This is a genomic window from Janthinobacterium sp. GW823-FHT03B06 (assembly GCF_058796955.1).
Genome location: NZ_JBXAJE010000001.1, coordinates 19,080 through 36,302, shown reverse-complemented (window position 1 = coordinate 36,302; position 17,223 = coordinate 19,080). Strand labels below are relative to the sequence as shown.

The following is a 17,223-nucleotide window of genomic DNA, read 5'->3' as shown; positions in this document are numbered from 1 at the left end:
TTCTCGCTACGTTATGCACAGGCCTGCCAGCCGGCAAGCCCTGTCTCGCGTGCGGAAAAAAATGGATGCCGAGTTAGATCAGCTTATCCTCAGCGGCGCCCCTGGCGGCGTTGTCATCACGAACGAAGAGCACGCCGTCGTGCGCTGGACGGTGGGTGCCCAGCGCATCTTCGGCTATGGCAGCGACGAAGCGCTGGGCCGCACGCTGTGGGAGCTGATCTCCTTGCCCGGACAAGCCGAGGCGGCACAGCTGATCGACGAACAGCTGACCCTGCATGGCAGCTACGACCGCGAATCGCTGCGGCGGCGCAAGGATGGCGAACTCATCCACGTCGATGTCGCGTGCCAGGTCGCACAGGCCGGGGCGGATGCCCCCCGCTACCTGATTTCCACCATGAAAGACACGACCTTGCTGAAGGCGGCACGCGACGCCCAGTTCGTCGAGGTGCGCTACCGCGTGCTGTTCGAATCGACGCCGGACAGCGTCATCATGGTCAATGCCACGGGCGCCATCGTGCTGGCCAACCAGCAGGCGCAGCGCCTGTTCGGCTACGCGGAAGGCGAATTGAACGGCAGGCAAATCGATAGTCTGCTGCCGCAACGGCTGCGCCATTCGCACGTGGCGCACCGCGCGCGCTATTTCGATCAGCCCCGCACGCGCACCATGGGCGCCGACCTGGAGTTGCTGGGCCTGCGCAAGGACAACATCGAGTTTCCCGTCGAAATCAGCCTGTCGCCCATCCAGACGGAGATCGGCACCTTCGTCATCAGCGCCATCCGCGACGTCAGCGACCGCCGCCGCGCCGAGCAGAAGTTCCGCGGCCTGCTCGAATCGGCGCCGGACGCCATCGTCATCGTCAACGGCGATGGCGAGATGGTGCTCGTCAACTCGCAGACGGAACGCCTGTTCGGCTACTCGCGCGCGGAGTTGCTCGGGCGCAATGTGGAAGTGCTGATCCCGGCCCGCTACGCGATGGACCATCCGCGCCACCGCCATGCGTTTTCCACGGCGCCGCGCGCCCGCTCCATGGGCGCAGGGCTGGAACTGTACGGCTTGCGCCGCGACGGTACCGAATTTCCCGTCGAAATCAGCCTGTCGCCGCTGGAAACAGACGAAGGCGTGCTCGTGTCGTCGGCCATCCGCGACATCTCCGAGCGCAAGCGCATCGAACGCACGCTCAACGAGCAGAAAGTCGAACTCGAGCGGGCCAGCCAGGCGAAGGACCGTTTTCTCACCAGCATGTCGCACGAGCTGCGCACACCGCTGAACGCCATCCTCGGCTTTGCCCAGCTGCTGGCCAACGAAGCCTTGCCCGCCACCGTGCTGCAAAAACGCACCTTCGTGCAAAACATCGTCACCTCGGGACGCCACCTGCTCACCCTGATCAATGAAATCCTCGACCTGGCGAAGATCGAATCAGGCAGCCTGAGCCTGTCGATGGAAGCGGTGACGCTACCCGCGCTGATCGAGGAAGTGCGCGTGATGGTGGAAGAACAGGCGCAGCAGCGCCAGATCCACCTGATCTTTCCCGCCTGCGAAGCGCTGACGCTCAGGGCCGACCATACGCGCCTCAAGCAAGTGCTGCTGAACCTGCTGTCGAACGCCATCAAGTACAACCGCCCGGCCGGCAAGGTGGAGCTGGAAATTTCGCAGCCCGATGCGCTGTGCGTGCGCATCGCCATCCGCGACACGGGCAAGGGGCTGGACGACGCGCAGATGGCCGAACTGTTCCAGCCGTTTAACCGCCTGGGGCAGGAGGCCGGCAGCGAAGAAGGCACGGGCATCGGCCTGGTCGTCACCAAGCGCCTGGTCGAACTGATGGGCGGACGCATGGGCGTGCACAGCTGCCTTGGCGAGGGCAGCGTGTTCTGGATCGAACTCGACACCATGGCCGCGCCGCCCGACAGCATGCCGCTGGATACGGAGGGGTTATCCGAGCCTGCCGGCGACGCCGGGGACGACGCCAGCGGCCAGGCGCTGCTGCTGTACGTGGAAGACAATCCGGCCAGCCTGCGCCTGGTGGAAGACATCGTCAGCTTCCTGCCGCATCTGCGCATGATCTCGGCCACCGATGCGCGCCAGGGCATCGCGCTGGCGCTGGAACGCCAGCCCGATGTCATCCTGATGGATATCAACCTGCCCGGCATGAACGGCAACCAGGCGCAACGCATTCTGCGCAACGATCCGCGCACGGCGCACATTCCCGTCATCGCCCTGACGGCCAACGCCATGAAGGGCGACATCCGGCATGGCCTGGCCGCGGGCTTTTTCCGCTACCTGACCAAACCCGTCGAGATTCCCCAGCTCAACGCCGCCATCGACGAAGCCCTGCAGCTGGCGCGCGCCACCGTGACATTCAAGCCGGAGGCGTAAAGGCCAGCTTTTTCATCGCCGCATCGAGCCCTTTCGCGCTGCGCGCATAGCCAGCCCACGGCGCGTTGCCCACGTCGAGACGGCTGTGGACATTGCCCACGTTCCATTGGTCGCCCGCCTTCAGCTGGTCGAGCTCCTCCCAGGCCAGCGGCACGGAAATGCCCAGCCCCGAACGCGTGCGGGCCGACCACGCGCACACGGTGGTGGCGCCCCGGCCATTGCGCAAATAATCGATGAAGATCTTGCCGACCCGGTTGGAGGGTCCGCTTTTCAGGACGAAACGCTGGGGAATGAGCTGCGCCATGTGCGCCACGATGGCTTGCGAAAACGCCTTGACGGTATCCCAGTCGTGTTTCGGGCGGATCGGCACGACCACGTGCAAGCCCTTGCCGCCGCTGGTTTTCAGCCAGGCGGGCAAGCCCAGTTCCGTCAAAAAGGCGCGCAGCAGCACGGCCGCTTCGCGGATGGCGGGCCAAGCCACGCCCTTGCCCGGGTCCAGGTCGAACACCAGGCGGTTCGGCGTGTCATAGGCGCTGGCCAGTGCGTTTTGCGTATGAAATTCCACCACGTTCCATTGCGCAGCCGACAACAGGCCCTGTACGCTGGCCACTTCCAGCATGCTGGCATGCTCGGGATCGAGGCCGGGATCGAGCTGTTTGACACCGGGCATGGCGGACGTGTCCGCATGCTTCTGGAAAAACAGCTCGCCGCCCACGCCGGACGGCGCGCGCACCAGCGACACGGGCCGGCCCCGCAAATGCACGAGCATCAGCTTGCCCACCAGCGCGTAGTAGCGCACCAGGTCGATCTTCCTGGCGCCGCTGTCCTTGTCGATCACCCTGTCCGCATGGCTGACCTTGAAACTGGCCGGCAAGACGCTGTCCGGCCTGGATTGGTTTGGCATCGTCTTCTCCCTGTCGATTCGCTGTGGCCGCTCGCGCACGATGGCGGCCGGCTGTTTATCCGCACGCAAGCCGTGAAACACGGCGTGGCGCACCGCGCCGCCGCTGGTCCATTGCGCAAAACCGACCTCGGCCACCAGCGCCGGCTTGACCCAGATGGGCTGGCGCACGCCGCCCGCCTTGCCCGCGAACGGACTCGTCTCGATGGTCAGGGCGTCGAGGCGGCGCCGCAAGTCGCGCAAGGCCGCATCGTCAAAGCCGCTGCCCACATTGCCCGCATAGCGCAGCTTGCCCTGGTCATCGTGTACGCCCAGCAGCAGCGAACCGATGCCTTCGCGCGCGCCTTGCGGCGCCGTATAGCCGCCGATGACGAATTCCTGGCGCAGCCCGCATTTGAGCTTGATCCAGTCGCCGGAACGCCGCGTGACGTAGGGCGAGCCGCGCCGCTTGCCAATCACCCCTTCCAGCCCCAGGCGGCAGGCGTGGGCCAGCAATTGCCGGGGCTTGGCGTCGAGCGCTTCGCTGAAGCGCAGCAGCGGCGAAGCGGGCAAGCGCTGCAGCAGCTGTTCCAGCAAGGCCCGGCGCGCTTCGACGGGCTGGCCCCGCAGATCGTGGCCGTCGAAAAACGGCACGTCGAACAGGTAATACACAATCTCGCTGGTGGTGTCCGCCTCGAAGGCGCGCTGCAAGGCGCCAAAATCCGGGTGGCCGCTGGCGTCGTTGACGACGATTTCACCGTCATACCAGCCAGGCGGCAAGCCCAGCTTTTCCAGCGCCTGGCGCAGCTTCGGCAGTTTCGCCGTCCAGTCGTTGCCATTGCGCGTGATCAAACTGACCCGTTCGCCATCGCAACGCGCGAGGATGCGGTAACCGTCGAATTTCACCTCGAACATCCAGTCTTGCGCGTCTGGCGGCGGCGCATCGACGAGCGTGGCCAGCTGCGGCGACAGGGCGGCTGGCAGCTTCGCGGCTGGCGCAGCCGCCTGCTCCGCGCTGTGTTTGCGCCTGGGCATGGCCTTGTGCTTGACGCTGTCGGGGAATTCGTCGACGACAGAAAATTCCAGCGCCGGCCGGGCATATTCATCTTTTTCCTTGATCAGCAGCCAGGCGGGCTGCTTTTCGCCCTTGCCCTTCATGCGCACGAGCACCCACTTGCCGTGCATCTTGTGGCCATGTACGGTGAATTTCAGCTCGCCGGCCGCCAGCGCCTTGCGCGCATCGGGCGTGGCCGGCTGGGGCTGCCACGTGCCCTTGTCCCAGATGATGACCTTGCCCGCGCCATACTGTTTTTCGGGGATCGTGCCTTCAAAGCTGGCGTAGGCAATCGGGTGGTCTTCCACTTGCACGGCCATGCGCTTGTCGCGCGGGTCGTAGCTGGGGCCTTTCGGCACGGCCCAGCTTTTCATCGTGCCGTCCAGTTCCAGGCGAAAGTCATAGTGCAGGCGGCTGGCCCAATGCTTCTGGATGACGAAGCTGAGCCCGCCGCCCGCCGCCTCGCCGCCCTCCGCAGGCTCGGGCGTGACGGCGAAGTTGCGCTTGGCTTGATAGGTTTTCAAGGCGGCTTTCATGGCGGACCCATGCGGTGACGATGGCATCGAGTCTAGGCCGCCAGGGGCCAAGGCGCGGTACGCCAGCTAACAGAGCGCCTGCCCCGGCAAATGTAAGTGTTTGTAATTGAGAGAAAACGTGTCAACGCAATTGCCGCACGGCGCGTTTTTGCCTCAGTGACAGGGGATTGATCTCCTGAACTACAACCCCACTTCTCGAGGAACTGCATCATGAAAAAACGCACTGTCAACATTGTCGCTACTCTGATCGCCGGCTTGTTCGCTACCGCAGCCTTTGCTCAAACCCCAGCACCAGCAGCGCCGGCCAAGGCCGAAGCCAAGCACACCAAGGAAGTGGCTAAAGCAGAAGCAAAAGAAACCAAGGCCGTCGTGAAAGCCGATGCGAAAGAAGCCGCTGTCGCTGCAGATGCCAAAGCCGACGTCGCCAGCGCCAAGGCCGATGCCGCCGTCACCAAAGCCAAAGCCCACAAAAAAGCGAAAAAAGCCAAGGCCAAGGCTGACGAAGCCAAAACTGAAGCGACCGCAGCAGCAGCCAAGTAATCCCCACAGCGCATTTTTTGCGCCACACAAAAAGACAGCTTCGGCTGTCTTTTTTCATTTTAATGCCAGCATCATGCAGCAACATCCTATAAAACACCTGATTGTAAGAAAGTGTAAACAAGGTCAACGGTAAGCTTCCGGGGCGCGTTTTATGCTCAGTGACACGGGAATCATCCCGGCACCAACAGACTTACCAGACAAACCACCACTGAGGACTGCACCATGAAAAAACGCATTTTCAACCTGAGCGCTACCCTGATCGCCGGCCTGTTCGCAACCGCTGCCTTTGCCCAGACGCCCGCAGCCCCAGCAGCTCCGGCAGTGCCCGCCAAAGTCGAAGCGGCCCACACCAAGGCCGTCGTAAAAGCCGATGCCAAGGAAGCGCAAACGGTCGTGAAAGCGGACGCCAAAGAAGCGAAAGCCGTCGTCGCCGCGAAAACGGAAGTCGCCAGCGCCAAAGCGGAAGCGGCCACCACGAAAGCCAAGGCCCACCACAAAGCCAAGAAAACCAAGGCCAAGGCTGACGAAAAGCTGGCATCGGCCACCGCTGAAGCAGCACCGGCAGCAGCCAAGTAATCACCCAGACAATCGCTTACCACTCTCCAGGACAATACAATGAAAAAAGTTATCGCCACCCTCGTCGCCAGCCTGTTCGCTACCGCCGCCTTCGCCCAAACCCCTGCCGCCCCGGCAGCACCGGTTCCCGCCAAGGCGGAAGCGGCCCACACGAAAGCCGTAGCAAAAGCGGAAGCCAAGGAAACCAAGGCCGTCGTGAAAGCCGATGCGAAAGAAGCGGCCGTCGTCGCCGATGCGAAAGCCGACGTGGCCAGCGCCAAGGCCGACGCCAAGGTCAGCAAGGCCAAGGCCCATCACAAAGCCAGCAAAGCCAAGGTAAAAGCGGATGCAACGAAAGCGGCAGAAGCCGTACCGGCAGCACCTGCGCCAGCGCCAGCGAAGTAATCGCGGCGGTAGCCACGGGAGCGCGTCCGCCGGGTCTGCGCTTCCGTGGCGGCTTCGCCCCGAATACCAAGGACAGCTTCGGCTGTCTTTTTTTTTCGCGCCCGGCATCGGCTGCGCATGACCGATACTTACGCTCGGGAGCAGGAGCTTTCCACGTAAAACCGTGTAAAGATGTAAAAAAACAACGCTTTTCAGTCACAAAAAGTCCCCATTCCGGCCCCTCCTCAAATAGAATTGAGAATTATTCTCATTCTCATCCTTGATTCAGGAGCCGTTTCAATGCCAGGTCGCATCACCCCTTCCGCCGCACCGTCCACCCCATCCTCCCCCGCCGCGCTGTCGTTGCGCCCGCTGGCCCTGGCCATTTCACTGGCGCTCGGCGCCGGCATGGCGCATGGCGCCGACGGCGCCCCCGCCGATGACGCTGGCGAAGATACGCCCGTGATGCAAACCATTACCGTCACGGGCAGCAGCGACGCGAACGCCTACACGGCGCGCAAAAGCGCCTCGGCCAGCAAGTTCGACCTGTCGCTGCGCGAGACGCCGCAGGCCGTTTCCGTGGTCACGCGCGCGCAAATGGACGATTTCAGGCTCGATAACGCCAGCAAGGTGCTGGCGCAAACGACGGGCGTGACGGTGGAAGCGGTGGAAACGGACCGCACCTATTACACGGCGCGCGGCTACGACATCACCAACTTCCAGTTCGACGGCGTCGGCATTCCTTTCGTCTTCGGCAATGTGATGGGCGACCTCGATACGGCGCTGTTCGAGCGCGTCGACATCGTGCGCGGCGCGAATGGCCTGATTTCCTCGACCGGCAATCCGTCGGCCACCGTCAACTTCGTGCGCAAGCGCCCGACCCAGGGCCTGGCCGCTGCTGCCGGCGTCACGCTCGGCTCCTGGAACACGCGCCGCGTCGATGCCGACGTCTCGACGCCGCTCGGCAGCGACGGCAAGGTGGCGGCCCGCTTCGTCGCCGCGCACGAGGAAGGCGATTCCCACCTGGACCGCTACTCGCCGCGCAAGGATGTCGCCTACGCCATCGTCGAAGCGAAACTGACGCCGGACACCCGCCTGGCCGTGGGCCACAGCTACCAGAACAACCTGGCCAGGGGCGGCATGTGGGGCGCCCTGCCCGTCGCCTACACGGACGGCATGCCCACCGACTACCCGGTTTCCGCCTCGACGTCGGCCGACTGGTCGCGCTGGAGCATCCTCAACAACAGCACCTTCGCCGAACTGGCGCACCAGTTCAATGCCGACTGGCGCGTGACGGCCACGGCCACCTACAACCGCTCCACCTCGGATTCCAAACTGTTCTACGTCTACGGCACGCCGGACAAGGCCACGGGCAACGGCTTGTTCAGCTACCCTTCGCGCTATGCCTCGGCCAACAAGCAGCGCCTGCTCGATGTCGCCGCCACGGGCACATTCACGCTGGCCGGGCGCCGGCATGACCTCAGCATGGGCCTGGCCTGGTCGAAATCCACGCTCGACGACGTGTCGTATTATGGCCGCGGCATCGGCACGGCCCTGCCGAACGGCACGGCCTTCGACGGCTCCTACCCGGAACCGCTCTTCGACGCCTCCACCGATGGCAGCGCCTACAAGGACGAACGCAAGAATGCCTACCTGGCAGCCCGCTTCAACCTGGCCGACAACGCCAAGCTGCTGGCGGGCGTGAACACCGTCAAGGCCGACAGCACGGGCAGCGCGTATGGCGTCAGCCAGGCCAAGTCGCAGAGCGACACCACGCCCTATCTCGGCCTGGTGTACGACATCGGCCGCCATGTGTCGGCCTACGGCAGCTATACGGAAATCTTCAACCCGCAAAGCAGCATCGACCGCACGGGCCAGACCCTGGCGGCGGCCACCGGCAAGAGCCTGGAAGCAGGCTTGAAAAGCGACTGGTTCGACGGCCGCCTGAACCTGTCCGGCACCCTGTTCAAGACGCGCCAGAAGAACGTGGCCGAAGCGGCCGGCACCACGCCCGACCTCAAGACCTTCTACAAGGGCGTCGATTCGGAGTCGCAGGGTTTTGAACTCGACGCCTCGGGCGAACTGGCGAAAGGCTGGCAGGCGAACGCCGGCTATGCGCAGCTGCGCATCGAAGGCGAAGACGGCCAGGATGCGCGCACCTTCATCCCGCGCAAGCGCTTCCACCTGGCCACCACCTATCACGTGCCGGCCGTGCCGGCGCTGAAGCTGGGCGCCAGCCTGACCTGGCAGGACGCCATCTACAACAAGGTCGATGACAGCACCACCCTGCACCAGGGCGCCTACGCGCAACTGGGACTGATGGCCAGCTATGCCATCAGCCGCAACGTCAGCCTGTCGCTGAACCTGAACAATGTGACGGACAAGAAGCACCTGACCAGCCTGTACTGGACCCAGTCGCTGTACGCGGCAGGCCGCAATGGCAGCGCCACCCTGAGCTGGAAATACTAGGGAGCCACCATGCGACTGCGTCCTCCCATGGTTGTTCTGCACCGCTGGTTCGGCCTGGCGGTGGCGCTCTTCCTGTTCATTTCCGGCCTGACGGGCGCCGTGATCTCGTGGGATCACGAGCTCGATGCCTGGCTCAATCCGCAGCTGTTCCACGCCGCCAGCGCCGCCGATGTCGGCCCCGCAAAATCGGGGCTGGAACTGGCGCGCCAGCTCGAGGCGCAGGACCGGCGCCTGCGCGTGAACTACGCGCTCACGGCGATCGAGCCTGGCCACACGGCGCTGATCGCGGTGGAAGGCCGGCCCGACCCGGCCACCGGCAAGCCGTTCGAGCCGGGCTTCAACCAGGTGGCCGTCGACCCGGCCACGGGCGCCATCCAGGGCACGCGCCAGTGGGGCGCGGTCTCGCTGACGCGCGAAAACCTGCTGCCCTTCCTGTATAAACTGCACTACACCATGCACATTCCCGATGGCTGGGGCATCGAACTGGGCGTGTGGTTCATGGGCATCATCGGCATCGTGTGGGTCCTTGACTGCGGCATCGCCCTGTACCTGTCGTTTCCAAACTGGCGCAGCTGGCGCAAGTCGCTGGCCTTCCGCTGGCGCGAAGGGGGCCACAGGCTGAACTTCGACCTGCACCGCTCGGGCGGCGTGTGGGTCTGGTTGCTGCTGCTGGTGCTGGCCGTCACGTCCGTGTCGATGAATCTGCAAACCCAGGTGATGCGTCCCCTGGTCGCGAAGTTGTCCACGCTCAGCCCGAACGCCTTCGACAGCCGCACGCCGCAGCCCCCCGGGAACCCCATCGAGCCGCTGCTGACGCGCGAAGAGGCCGTGGCGCTGGCGAAGACGGAAGCGGCAAGACGGGGCTGGACGCTGCCGGCCGGCGGCGTGTTCTATTCTTCCGCCTACGGCCTGTATGGCGTCGGTTTCTTCGCGGCGGACAACGACCATGGCGACGGCGGCCTGGGCAATGCATGGCTGTACTTCGACGGGCGCGACGGCAAGCCGGCGGGAGGCGTGGTGCCCGGCACGGGCAGCGCGGGCGACATCTTCCTGCAGGCGCAATTCCCCCTGCATTCGGGCCGCATCCTGGGCCTGCCCGGGCGCATCCTGATTTCCGCCATGGGCCTGGTGGTGGCCATGCTGAGCGCAACGGGCCTGATCATCTGGCTGAGAAAGCGCCGTGCCCGCGCGGCGCAGACCGGCAAGGCGCCGGCGCCGCTGCATGCCAACTTCAGCAAGCAGGTGCAGTAAAACGCCACAAAACGGCGCAACTGGGCGACACTGGCAATCCGACCATCGCCACGAAAGCTGTCCATGCGCCGCCTGTCCTCGTCCTTGCTGACTACCCTCCTCCTGTCCTGCGCCGCCCTGGCGCAGGACAGCGCCCCCGCCGCCATCGCGCAAGTCCTGCAAGCCCAGGACCGCGACAGCCATGGCGACCTGCGCGCCGTCGTCGTGCTGCGCGACGGCGCCATCGTCGCCGAACGCTATTACAACGGCGAGACGGCCGATACCCTGCACGACATCCGCTCGGCCGGCAAGAGCATCACCGCCCTGCTGGCCGGTGCGGCCGTGGCGCGCGGCCAGCTGGCGACGACAAAAACCGTGGGCGACTACTGGCCCGAAGTGGCCGGCAGCCCGGCGGGCAAGGTCGTCCTCGACGACGTGCTGACCATGCGTTCGGGCCTGGCCGCCTTCGATGAAGACGAACAGTCGCCCGGCAATGAAGACAAGCTCGATGCGGCGCCCGACCCCGCCGCCTTCGTGCGCGGCGTGCCGGCCGCAATAAAGCCGGGCAGCGCCTACCGCTACAACTCGCTGGGGGCGTACATCGCCGGCAGGGTGGTGGAAAACGCCAGCGGCGCCGACCTGGAAGACTACGCCGCCAAGGTGCTGTTCGCGCCACTGGGCATCAGGCGCTGGAGCTGGGGCCGCGACGTGGCCAACCATCCGAAGGGACAGGGCAATCTGTCGCTGCGGGCGCGCGACACGGCAAAGATCGGCCAGATGGTGCTCGACGATGGCGTAGTTGGCGGCAAGAGGGTCATCGACGCCGCCTGGCTGCACGCGGCGCTGGCGCCGCGCGTGGCCATCGGCGCCGTCGACCGCTACGCCGACAGCTACGGCTATTTCTGGTACGCGAAGACGCAGGATATCGGGGGACAGCAAATCGCCGTGTATTTCGCCTCGGGCAATGGCGGCAACAAGATCTATGTGATTCCCACGCGCCGCATGGTGGTGAGCGTGGCATCCAGCGCCTACGGCAAGGCGCATGGGCAGCGCCGTTCGGAAGACATCCTGAAAGCCGTCCTGAAAGCCGATGCCACGCAGATGTAAGCGTTTGTAATGACCGTCAACGCAAGCGTCCGGGGCCGCGTTTTATGCTCAGTGACACGGGAATCATCCCGGCACCAACAGACTTACCAGACAAACCACCACTGAGGACTGCACCATGAAAAACGTAATCGCTACCCTGATCGCCGGCCTGTTCGCAACCGCTGCCTTTGCCCAGACGCCTGCAGCTCCTGCAGCCACCCCGGCAGCCTCGGTTCCCGCCAAAGTGGAAGCGGCCCACACCAAGGCCGTCGTAAAAGCCGATGCCAAGGAAGCGCAAACGGTCGTCAAAGCGGACGCGAAAGAAGCGAAAGCCGTCGTCGCCGCCAAGACGGACGTCGCCAGCGCCAAAGCGGAAGCGGCCACCACCAAGGCCAAAGCCCACCACAAAGCCAAGAAAACCAAGGCCAAGGCTGACGAAAAGCTGGCATCGGCCACCGCTGAAGCGGCTCCAGCGAAGTAATTTCTTCCCACTGCATTCACCCGAAAAAACACCAAGGATCTCATCATGAAAAAAGTTATCGCCACCCTGATCGCCAGCCTGTTCGCCACCGCCGCTTTCGCCCAGACGCCAGCCGTCGCGCCAGTCGCTCCAGTGGCACCGATTCCTGTCGTCGCCCCTGTCGTCAAGGCCGAAGCCCCGGCAGCAGCCGTCAAGCCGGCCGCGCACAAGAAAGCCAAGCATCACAAGGCGAAGAAAGCGGCACCAGCAACGCCAGCAACTCCGGCCGCACCAGCAGCTTCCGCACCAGCAGCAGCGCCAGCCAAGTAATCGCGGCCGCGCAAGCCAAAAAGACAGGGTTTTCCCTGTCTTTTTTTTCGTCCGCTTATTGTGGCATCAGCACCGTGTCGATGACATTGATCACGCCATTCGACTGGTACACGTCATAGGTGCCGATGTTGGCGCTGTTGCCGCCTTCATCCATCACCACGATGTTGTGCATGCCGTTCATGGCGAACATCAGCTTGCCACCGCTCGCCGTGGGCAAGCTGGCTTTACCGTCATGCATCTTGATTTCCCTGGCCAGCGCCTTGAAGTCGTATTTGCCGGGCACCACGTGGTAGGTGAGGATTTTCGTCAGGGTCGCCTTGTTTCCGGCTTGACCAGGGTGTCGACCAGGCCAGCCGCCTTCACGGCGGCGACCAGGGTCGTGTGGTCGGCCGAATTGACGGCGTTGTCGACGATGTCCCTGGACGGATACATGCTCTGGCCACCGACCATGGTCGCCATGTCGGCGGCAAAGGGGGCGCTGGCGGCCAGCATGGACGTAATGAACAGGGTATTGTCGGCTTACGCGCTGCGCGCTAAGCCGACCTACAGCGCTGAGCCGACCTGCGCCAACCATAAAAAAACGGCGCCGTGCAATGCACGACGCCGTTCTTGACTGGCTTATCGCCGGGATACTAGTTGGCCGCGACTTGCGGCTCCGTCTCGCCCCAGCCGCCGCCCAGGGCGCGGATCAGCGCCACCGTGGTGACGGCGCGGTTGCCGCGCAGCTGCACGGCATTGCGCTCGATGGCCGCCAGGTTGCGCTGCGCGTCGAGCAGATCAAGGTAGCTGGAACGGCCCGCGTCGTACAGCTTTTGCGCCAGGTCGGCCGAGCGGCGCGCCGAGACGACGGCTTCGTCGATCTGCTGCGTCTGGCCCGACAGGATGCGCAGGCCGGCCAGGTTGTCTTCCACCTCGGCGAAGGCCACCAGCACGCTCTGGCGATACGTCGCCACCGATTCTTCCAGCTGCGCTTCGCTGCGGCTCACGGCCGCCTTGTTGCGGCCACCGTCGATGATGGGCATCGACATCAGGGCGCCCAGCAGCCAGGAGCGGCTGCTCCACTTGAAGATGTCCGAGAAGGTATCGGACGCGCCGCCGCCGGAAGCGTTCAGGCTCAAGGCGGGGAACATGGCCGACTTGGCCACGCCGATGCGCGCATTCGACGCTTCCATGGTGCGCTGCGCCGACGCGATGTCGGGACGGCGTTCCAGCAGGGACGACGGCATGCCGGCCGGGATCACGGGCAGGAAGCCGCTGTCCTGCAGGGGGTTGACGCCGGCCGTGAAGCTGGCGGCAGGTTTGCCCAGCAGGACGGCCAGCGCATGCTCGCTGGTGGCGCGCTGGCGCTGCAGGCCGATGGCTTCGGCGCGCACGGTCGACAGCTCCGTGCGGGCACGGGACAGGTCAAATTCGCCGATGTCGCCCAGGTCGTAACGGCGCTGGTTCACATGCACGCTCTCCTCGCGCAGGCGCACCGTCTGTTCCAGGGTCGCCAGTTCGGCGTCCGTGGCGCGCAGCTGGAAGTAGGTTTGCGCCACGTCGGCCTGCAAGGACAGCAGCACCGAGCGGTAAGTCGCTTCCACGGCCAGCGCATCGCTGCGCGAGGCGCTGACGTTCGATGCCACCCTGCCGAACAGATCGACTTCGTAGCTGGCCGTCAGGTTGGCCTGGTAGACGTTGGTCGCCGCCACCGGCGCGCCGTTCGGCAAGCCGAGCGACACGGCGGAAGCGCGGTTGCGCTGGCCGCCCACGTTCACGCCCACTTGCGGAATGCGGTCCGCTTCGGCGATGCCGGCAATCGCCCTCGCCTGCTTGACGCGGGCGGCGGCGACCGCCAGGTTGGCGTTCGCCTGCGTGGCCTCGTTGATCAGGCCAGTCAAAGCCGGATCATTGAACGCCAGCCACCACTCGCCGCGCGCCTGGCGCTCGGCCGGCACGCCCTGCTTCCAGCGCGTGCCGTCGGCTGCCGTCTGCACGGCAGGCAAGGTTTGTGCTTCCTTGAACGCCGCCGGCGTCTCGATCTGCGGCTGCTTGAACTCGGGCGCCGCGCAGGCGGCCAGCAGGACTGCGGCGGCCATGGCGCTCAAGACGGGCGCCGCGCGCCGGATGATTGCATTGGTTTTCAATATATATCTCCTTCCAGGTCCAGCGCTGGCGCGGCGACAGGCTTGGCGGCAGCGGCGGCTGGTTTTTTCTCAAAACGCTGCGCCAGGGTGCGCAGCAGTACGTAGAACACGGGCGTCAGGAACAGGCCGAAGAAGGTCACGCCCAGCATGCCGGCGAATACCGCCACGCCCATCGCATGGCGCATTTCCGAACCGGCGCCGTGCGAGAACACCAGGGGCACCACGCCCATGATGAAGGCGATCGACGTCATCAGGATCGGACGCAGACGCAGACGGCACGCTTCCAGCGCCGCTTGCACGACGGTGCGGCCATGCTCTTCCAGTTCGCGGGCAAATTCCACGATCAGGATGGCATTTTTTGATGCCAGCCCCACCAGCACGAACAGCGCGATCTGGGTGAACACGTTGTTGTCGCCGCCGGTCAATTTGACGCCCAACAGCGCGCAGAGGATCGACATCGGCACGATCAGGATCACGGCCAGCGGCAGGGTCCAGCTTTCATACTGGGCAGCGAGCACCAGGAACACCAGCAGCACGCACAGCGGGAAGACATAGATCATCGTATTGCCGGACAAGATGTCCTGGTAGGTCAGCTCCGTCCACTCATACGAAATCCCCTGCGGCAGCACTTCCTTGGCGATGCGCTCCAGCGCGACTTGCGCCTGGCCGCTCGATACGCCAGGGGCTGCGCCGCCGTTGAAATCGGCTGCGGCATAGGCGTTGTAGCGCTGCACGCGGTCAGGACCATAGCTGTCCTTGACGCGCATCAGCGACGACAGCGGGATCATCTCGCCCTTGTCATTGCGTACCTTCAGCTGCGCGATGTCCTGCGCATGCGAACGGAATGCCGCATCGGCCTGCACGCGCACCTGGTAGGTGCGGCCAAACTGGTTGAAGTCATTCACGTACAGCGAACCGAGGTTGATCTGCAAGGTCTGGTAAATCGTTTGCAGCTGCACGCCCATCTGCTTGGCTTTCACGCGGTCGACGTCGGCGAACAGCTGCGGCACGTTGATCTGGTAACCCGAGAACACGCCCGCCAGTTCCGGCGTCTGGTACGCTTTCGCGGCCAGTGCCTGGGTGGCGTTGTACAGCGCGTCGTAACCGAGGTTGCCGCGGTCTTCGATCATCATCTTGAAGCCGCCGATGGTACCGAGGCCGTTGACGGGCGGTGGCGGGAAGACCATGATGAAGGCGTCCTGGATACCGCCCAGGCGCTTGTTGATCTCGGCCGCGATGGCGCCGCCGGACAGCTCCTTGGTCGTACGCTCGTCGAACGGCTTCAGGGTGGCGAAGACGATGCCGGCGTTTGGCGCGTTGGTAAAGTCGTTGATCGACAGGCCGGGGAAGGCGATGGTCGATTCGACGCCCGGCACCGACTTGATGACGTCGGACATGCGGCGCACGACATCTTCCGTGCGGTCCAGCGAGGCGGCGTCAGGCAATTGCGCAAAGCCCACCAGGTATTGCTTGTCCTGCGCTGGCACGAAGCCGGCAGGCACAGACTTGAAGGTGAAGATGGCGGCAACGACCAGCAGCGCATACACGCCCAGCGAGGCGCTCTTGCGGCCCAACACGCCCTTCACGCCCGCTTCGTAGCGGTGCGAGGCGCGGCCGAAGAAGCGGTTGAACCAGGCGAAGAAGCGGCCGAAGACCATGTCCATGCCGCGCGTCAGCGCGTCTTTCGGCGCATCGTGCGGTTTCAGCAAAGCGGCCGACAGGGCCGGCGCCAGGGTCAGCGAGCTGAAAGCGGAGATCACGGTCGAAATGGCGATCGTCAGCGCGAACTGGCGGTAGAACTCGCCCGACAGGCCGGGCACGAAGGCGATCGGCACGAACACGGCGCACAGCACCAGGGCGATGGCGACGATGGGACCGCTGACCTCTTTCATGGCCTGGATGGTGGCGTCGCGCGGCGAGAGGCCTTCCTCGATGTTGCGCTCGACGTTTTCCACCACGACGATGGCGTCATCGACGACGATACCGATGGCCAGCACGAGGCCGAACAGCGACAGGGTGTTGATCGAGAAGCCAAAGCCCAGCATCACGGCAAAGGTGCCGACGATCGAGACGGGAACGGCCAGCAGCGGGATGATCGATGCGCGCCAGGTTTGCAGGAAGATGATCACCACCAGCACCACCAGGGCGATGGCTTCCAGCAGTGTGTGGATTACGGCTTCGATGGACGAACGCACGAACTGCGTGGGGTCGTACTCGATGCGGTATTCCACGCCTTGCGGGAAGTCTTTTTTCAGTTCGTCCATCTTGGCGCGCACGTCGGAAGACAATTGCAGCGCGTTGGCGTTCGGCGCTTCGAAAATACCCATGCCGACGGCAGGATTGTTGTTCAGCAGCGAACGCAGCGAGTAGCTGTTTGCGCCCATTTCCACGCGCGCCACGTCCTTCAGGTGCGTCACGGCGCCGTCGGCATTGGTGCGCACGATGATGGCGCCGAATTCCTCGGGCGTCTGCAGACGACCCTGCGTGTTGACGGTCAACTGGAAGTCCGAGTTCTTCGCTGGCGAGGCGCCGATCACGCCGGCAGCCACCTGCACGTTCTGCTCGCGGATCGCGTCGACGACGTCATTGGCCGTCATGCCGCGCGCCGCTACCTTTTGCGGGTCGAGCCAGATGCGCATCGCATAGTCGCCGGCGCCGAAGATCTGGATGTCGCCCATGCCGGGCAAACGGGCCAATTGGTCCTTGACGTTCAGCACCGCGTAGTTACGCAGGTACATATCGTCATAGCGCTTGTTGGGCGACACCAGATGCACGACCATGGTCAGATTCGGCGACGATTTCACCGTCGTCACGCCGATCTGGCGCACTTCCTCGGGCAGGCGCGGCAAGGCGCGCTGCACGCGGTTCTGCACCTGCGTCTCGGCCTGCTCGACGTTGGTGCCGATCTTGAAGGTCACGGTCAGCATCATCGCGCCGTCGGACGTGTTTTGCGAGGACATGTAGAGCATGTTCTCGACGCCGTTGATCTGCTCTTCGAGCGGCGCGGCCACGGTTTCGGCGATCACTTTCGGGTTGGCGCCCGGGTATTGCGCGCGCACCACCACCGAAGGCGGCACGACGTCGGGATATTCGGAGATGGGCAGGCCGAATATCGACAGCAGCCCGGCCACGAATATGACGATCGACAGCACCGCCGCGAAAATCGGCTTGTCGATGAAAAAGCGGGAAAAATTCATGT

The 17,223-nt window shown here is 64.4% G+C and carries 12 protein-coding genes and 1 pseudogene; 9 read left to right on the top strand and 4 right to left on the bottom strand.

Annotated elements, in window-relative coordinates:
- Positions 1 to 61 precede the first annotated feature (61 nt).
- Positions 62 to 2,374, top strand: coding sequence for a PAS domain S-box protein (locus AC1RBA_RS00180; protein ID WP_492415953.1), 2,313 nt, complete (start codon positions 62 to 64; stop codon positions 2,372 to 2,374).
- Here the strand turns inward: AC1RBA_RS00180 and ligD are convergent.
- Positions 2,358 to 4,844, bottom strand: a complete 2,487-nt coding sequence (gene ligD / locus AC1RBA_RS00175; RefSeq protein WP_492415951.1) for a DNA ligase D — start codon at positions 4,842 to 4,844, stop codon at positions 2,358 to 2,360. The two genes, AC1RBA_RS00180 and ligD, sit on opposite strands and share 17 nt — an antisense overlap.
- A gap of 210 nt (positions 4,845 to 5,054) precedes the next feature.
- Between ligD and AC1RBA_RS00170 the strand changes: the two genes are divergently transcribed.
- The 8 genes from AC1RBA_RS00170 to AC1RBA_RS00135 all read left to right on the top strand — a co-directional run bounded on the left by AC1RBA_RS00170 (position 5,055) and on the right by AC1RBA_RS00135 (position 11,898).
- A complete protein-coding gene (locus tag AC1RBA_RS00170; protein ID WP_070289293.1) occupies positions 5,055 to 5,384 on the top strand; it encodes a hypothetical protein in 330 nt (109 codons plus the stop codon).
- Between the two features lie 222 nt (positions 5,385 to 5,606).
- Positions 5,607 to 5,960, top strand: a complete 354-nt coding sequence (locus tag AC1RBA_RS00165; protein ID WP_492415949.1) for a hypothetical protein — start codon at positions 5,607 to 5,609, stop codon at positions 5,958 to 5,960.
- A gap of 39 nt (positions 5,961 to 5,999) precedes the next feature.
- On the top strand, positions 6,000 to 6,344 hold the full coding sequence (locus AC1RBA_RS00160; RefSeq protein ID WP_230504669.1) for a hypothetical protein: 345 nt from the start codon (positions 6,000 to 6,002) through the stop codon (positions 6,342 to 6,344).
- A 279-nt stretch (positions 6,345 to 6,623) separates the two neighbouring features.
- Positions 6,624 to 8,792 (top strand): TonB-dependent siderophore receptor, encoded by a 2,169-nt coding sequence (locus tag AC1RBA_RS00155; RefSeq protein ID WP_492415947.1) that lies wholly within the window; start codon positions 6,624 to 6,626, stop codon positions 8,790 to 8,792.
- Positions 8,793 to 8,807: 15 nt separating this feature from the next.
- Positions 8,808 to 10,043, top strand: coding sequence for a PepSY-associated TM helix domain-containing protein (locus AC1RBA_RS00150; RefSeq protein ID WP_492417148.1), 1,236 nt, complete (start codon positions 8,808 to 8,810; stop codon positions 10,041 to 10,043).
- A 63-nt stretch (positions 10,044 to 10,106) separates the two neighbouring features.
- Positions 10,107 to 11,129 (top strand): serine hydrolase domain-containing protein, encoded by a 1,023-nt coding sequence (locus AC1RBA_RS00145; protein ID WP_492415946.1) that lies wholly within the window; start codon positions 10,107 to 10,109, stop codon positions 11,127 to 11,129.
- Positions 11,130 to 11,244: 115 nt separating this feature from the next.
- Positions 11,245 to 11,589 (top strand): hypothetical protein, encoded by a 345-nt coding sequence (locus AC1RBA_RS00140; protein WP_230504663.1) that lies wholly within the window; start codon positions 11,245 to 11,247, stop codon positions 11,587 to 11,589.
- Positions 11,590 to 11,634: 45 nt separating this feature from the next.
- Complete coding sequence (locus tag AC1RBA_RS00135) at positions 11,635 to 11,898, top strand: hypothetical protein (RefSeq protein WP_492415945.1); 264 nt, start codon at positions 11,635 to 11,637, stop codon at positions 11,896 to 11,898.
- 55 nt (positions 11,899 to 11,953) lie between these two features.
- Here the strand turns inward: AC1RBA_RS00135 and AC1RBA_RS00130 are convergent.
- The 3 genes and pseudogenes from AC1RBA_RS00130 to AC1RBA_RS00120 all read right to left on the bottom strand — a co-directional run bounded on the left by AC1RBA_RS00130 (position 11,954) and on the right by AC1RBA_RS00120 (position 17,221).
- A pseudogene (locus AC1RBA_RS00130) lies at positions 11,954 to 12,390 on the bottom strand (fasciclin domain-containing protein).
- A 140-nt stretch (positions 12,391 to 12,530) separates the two neighbouring features.
- Entirely contained in the window at positions 12,531 to 13,976 is a 1,446-nt protein-coding gene (locus AC1RBA_RS00125; protein ID WP_070219510.1) for an efflux transporter outer membrane subunit, read from the bottom strand.
- A gap of 44 nt (positions 13,977 to 14,020) precedes the next feature.
- A complete protein-coding gene (locus AC1RBA_RS00120) occupies positions 14,021 to 17,221 on the bottom strand; it encodes an efflux RND transporter permease subunit (protein ID WP_070219500.1) in 3,201 nt (1,066 codons plus the stop codon).
- Positions 17,222 to 17,223 lie beyond the last annotated feature (2 nt).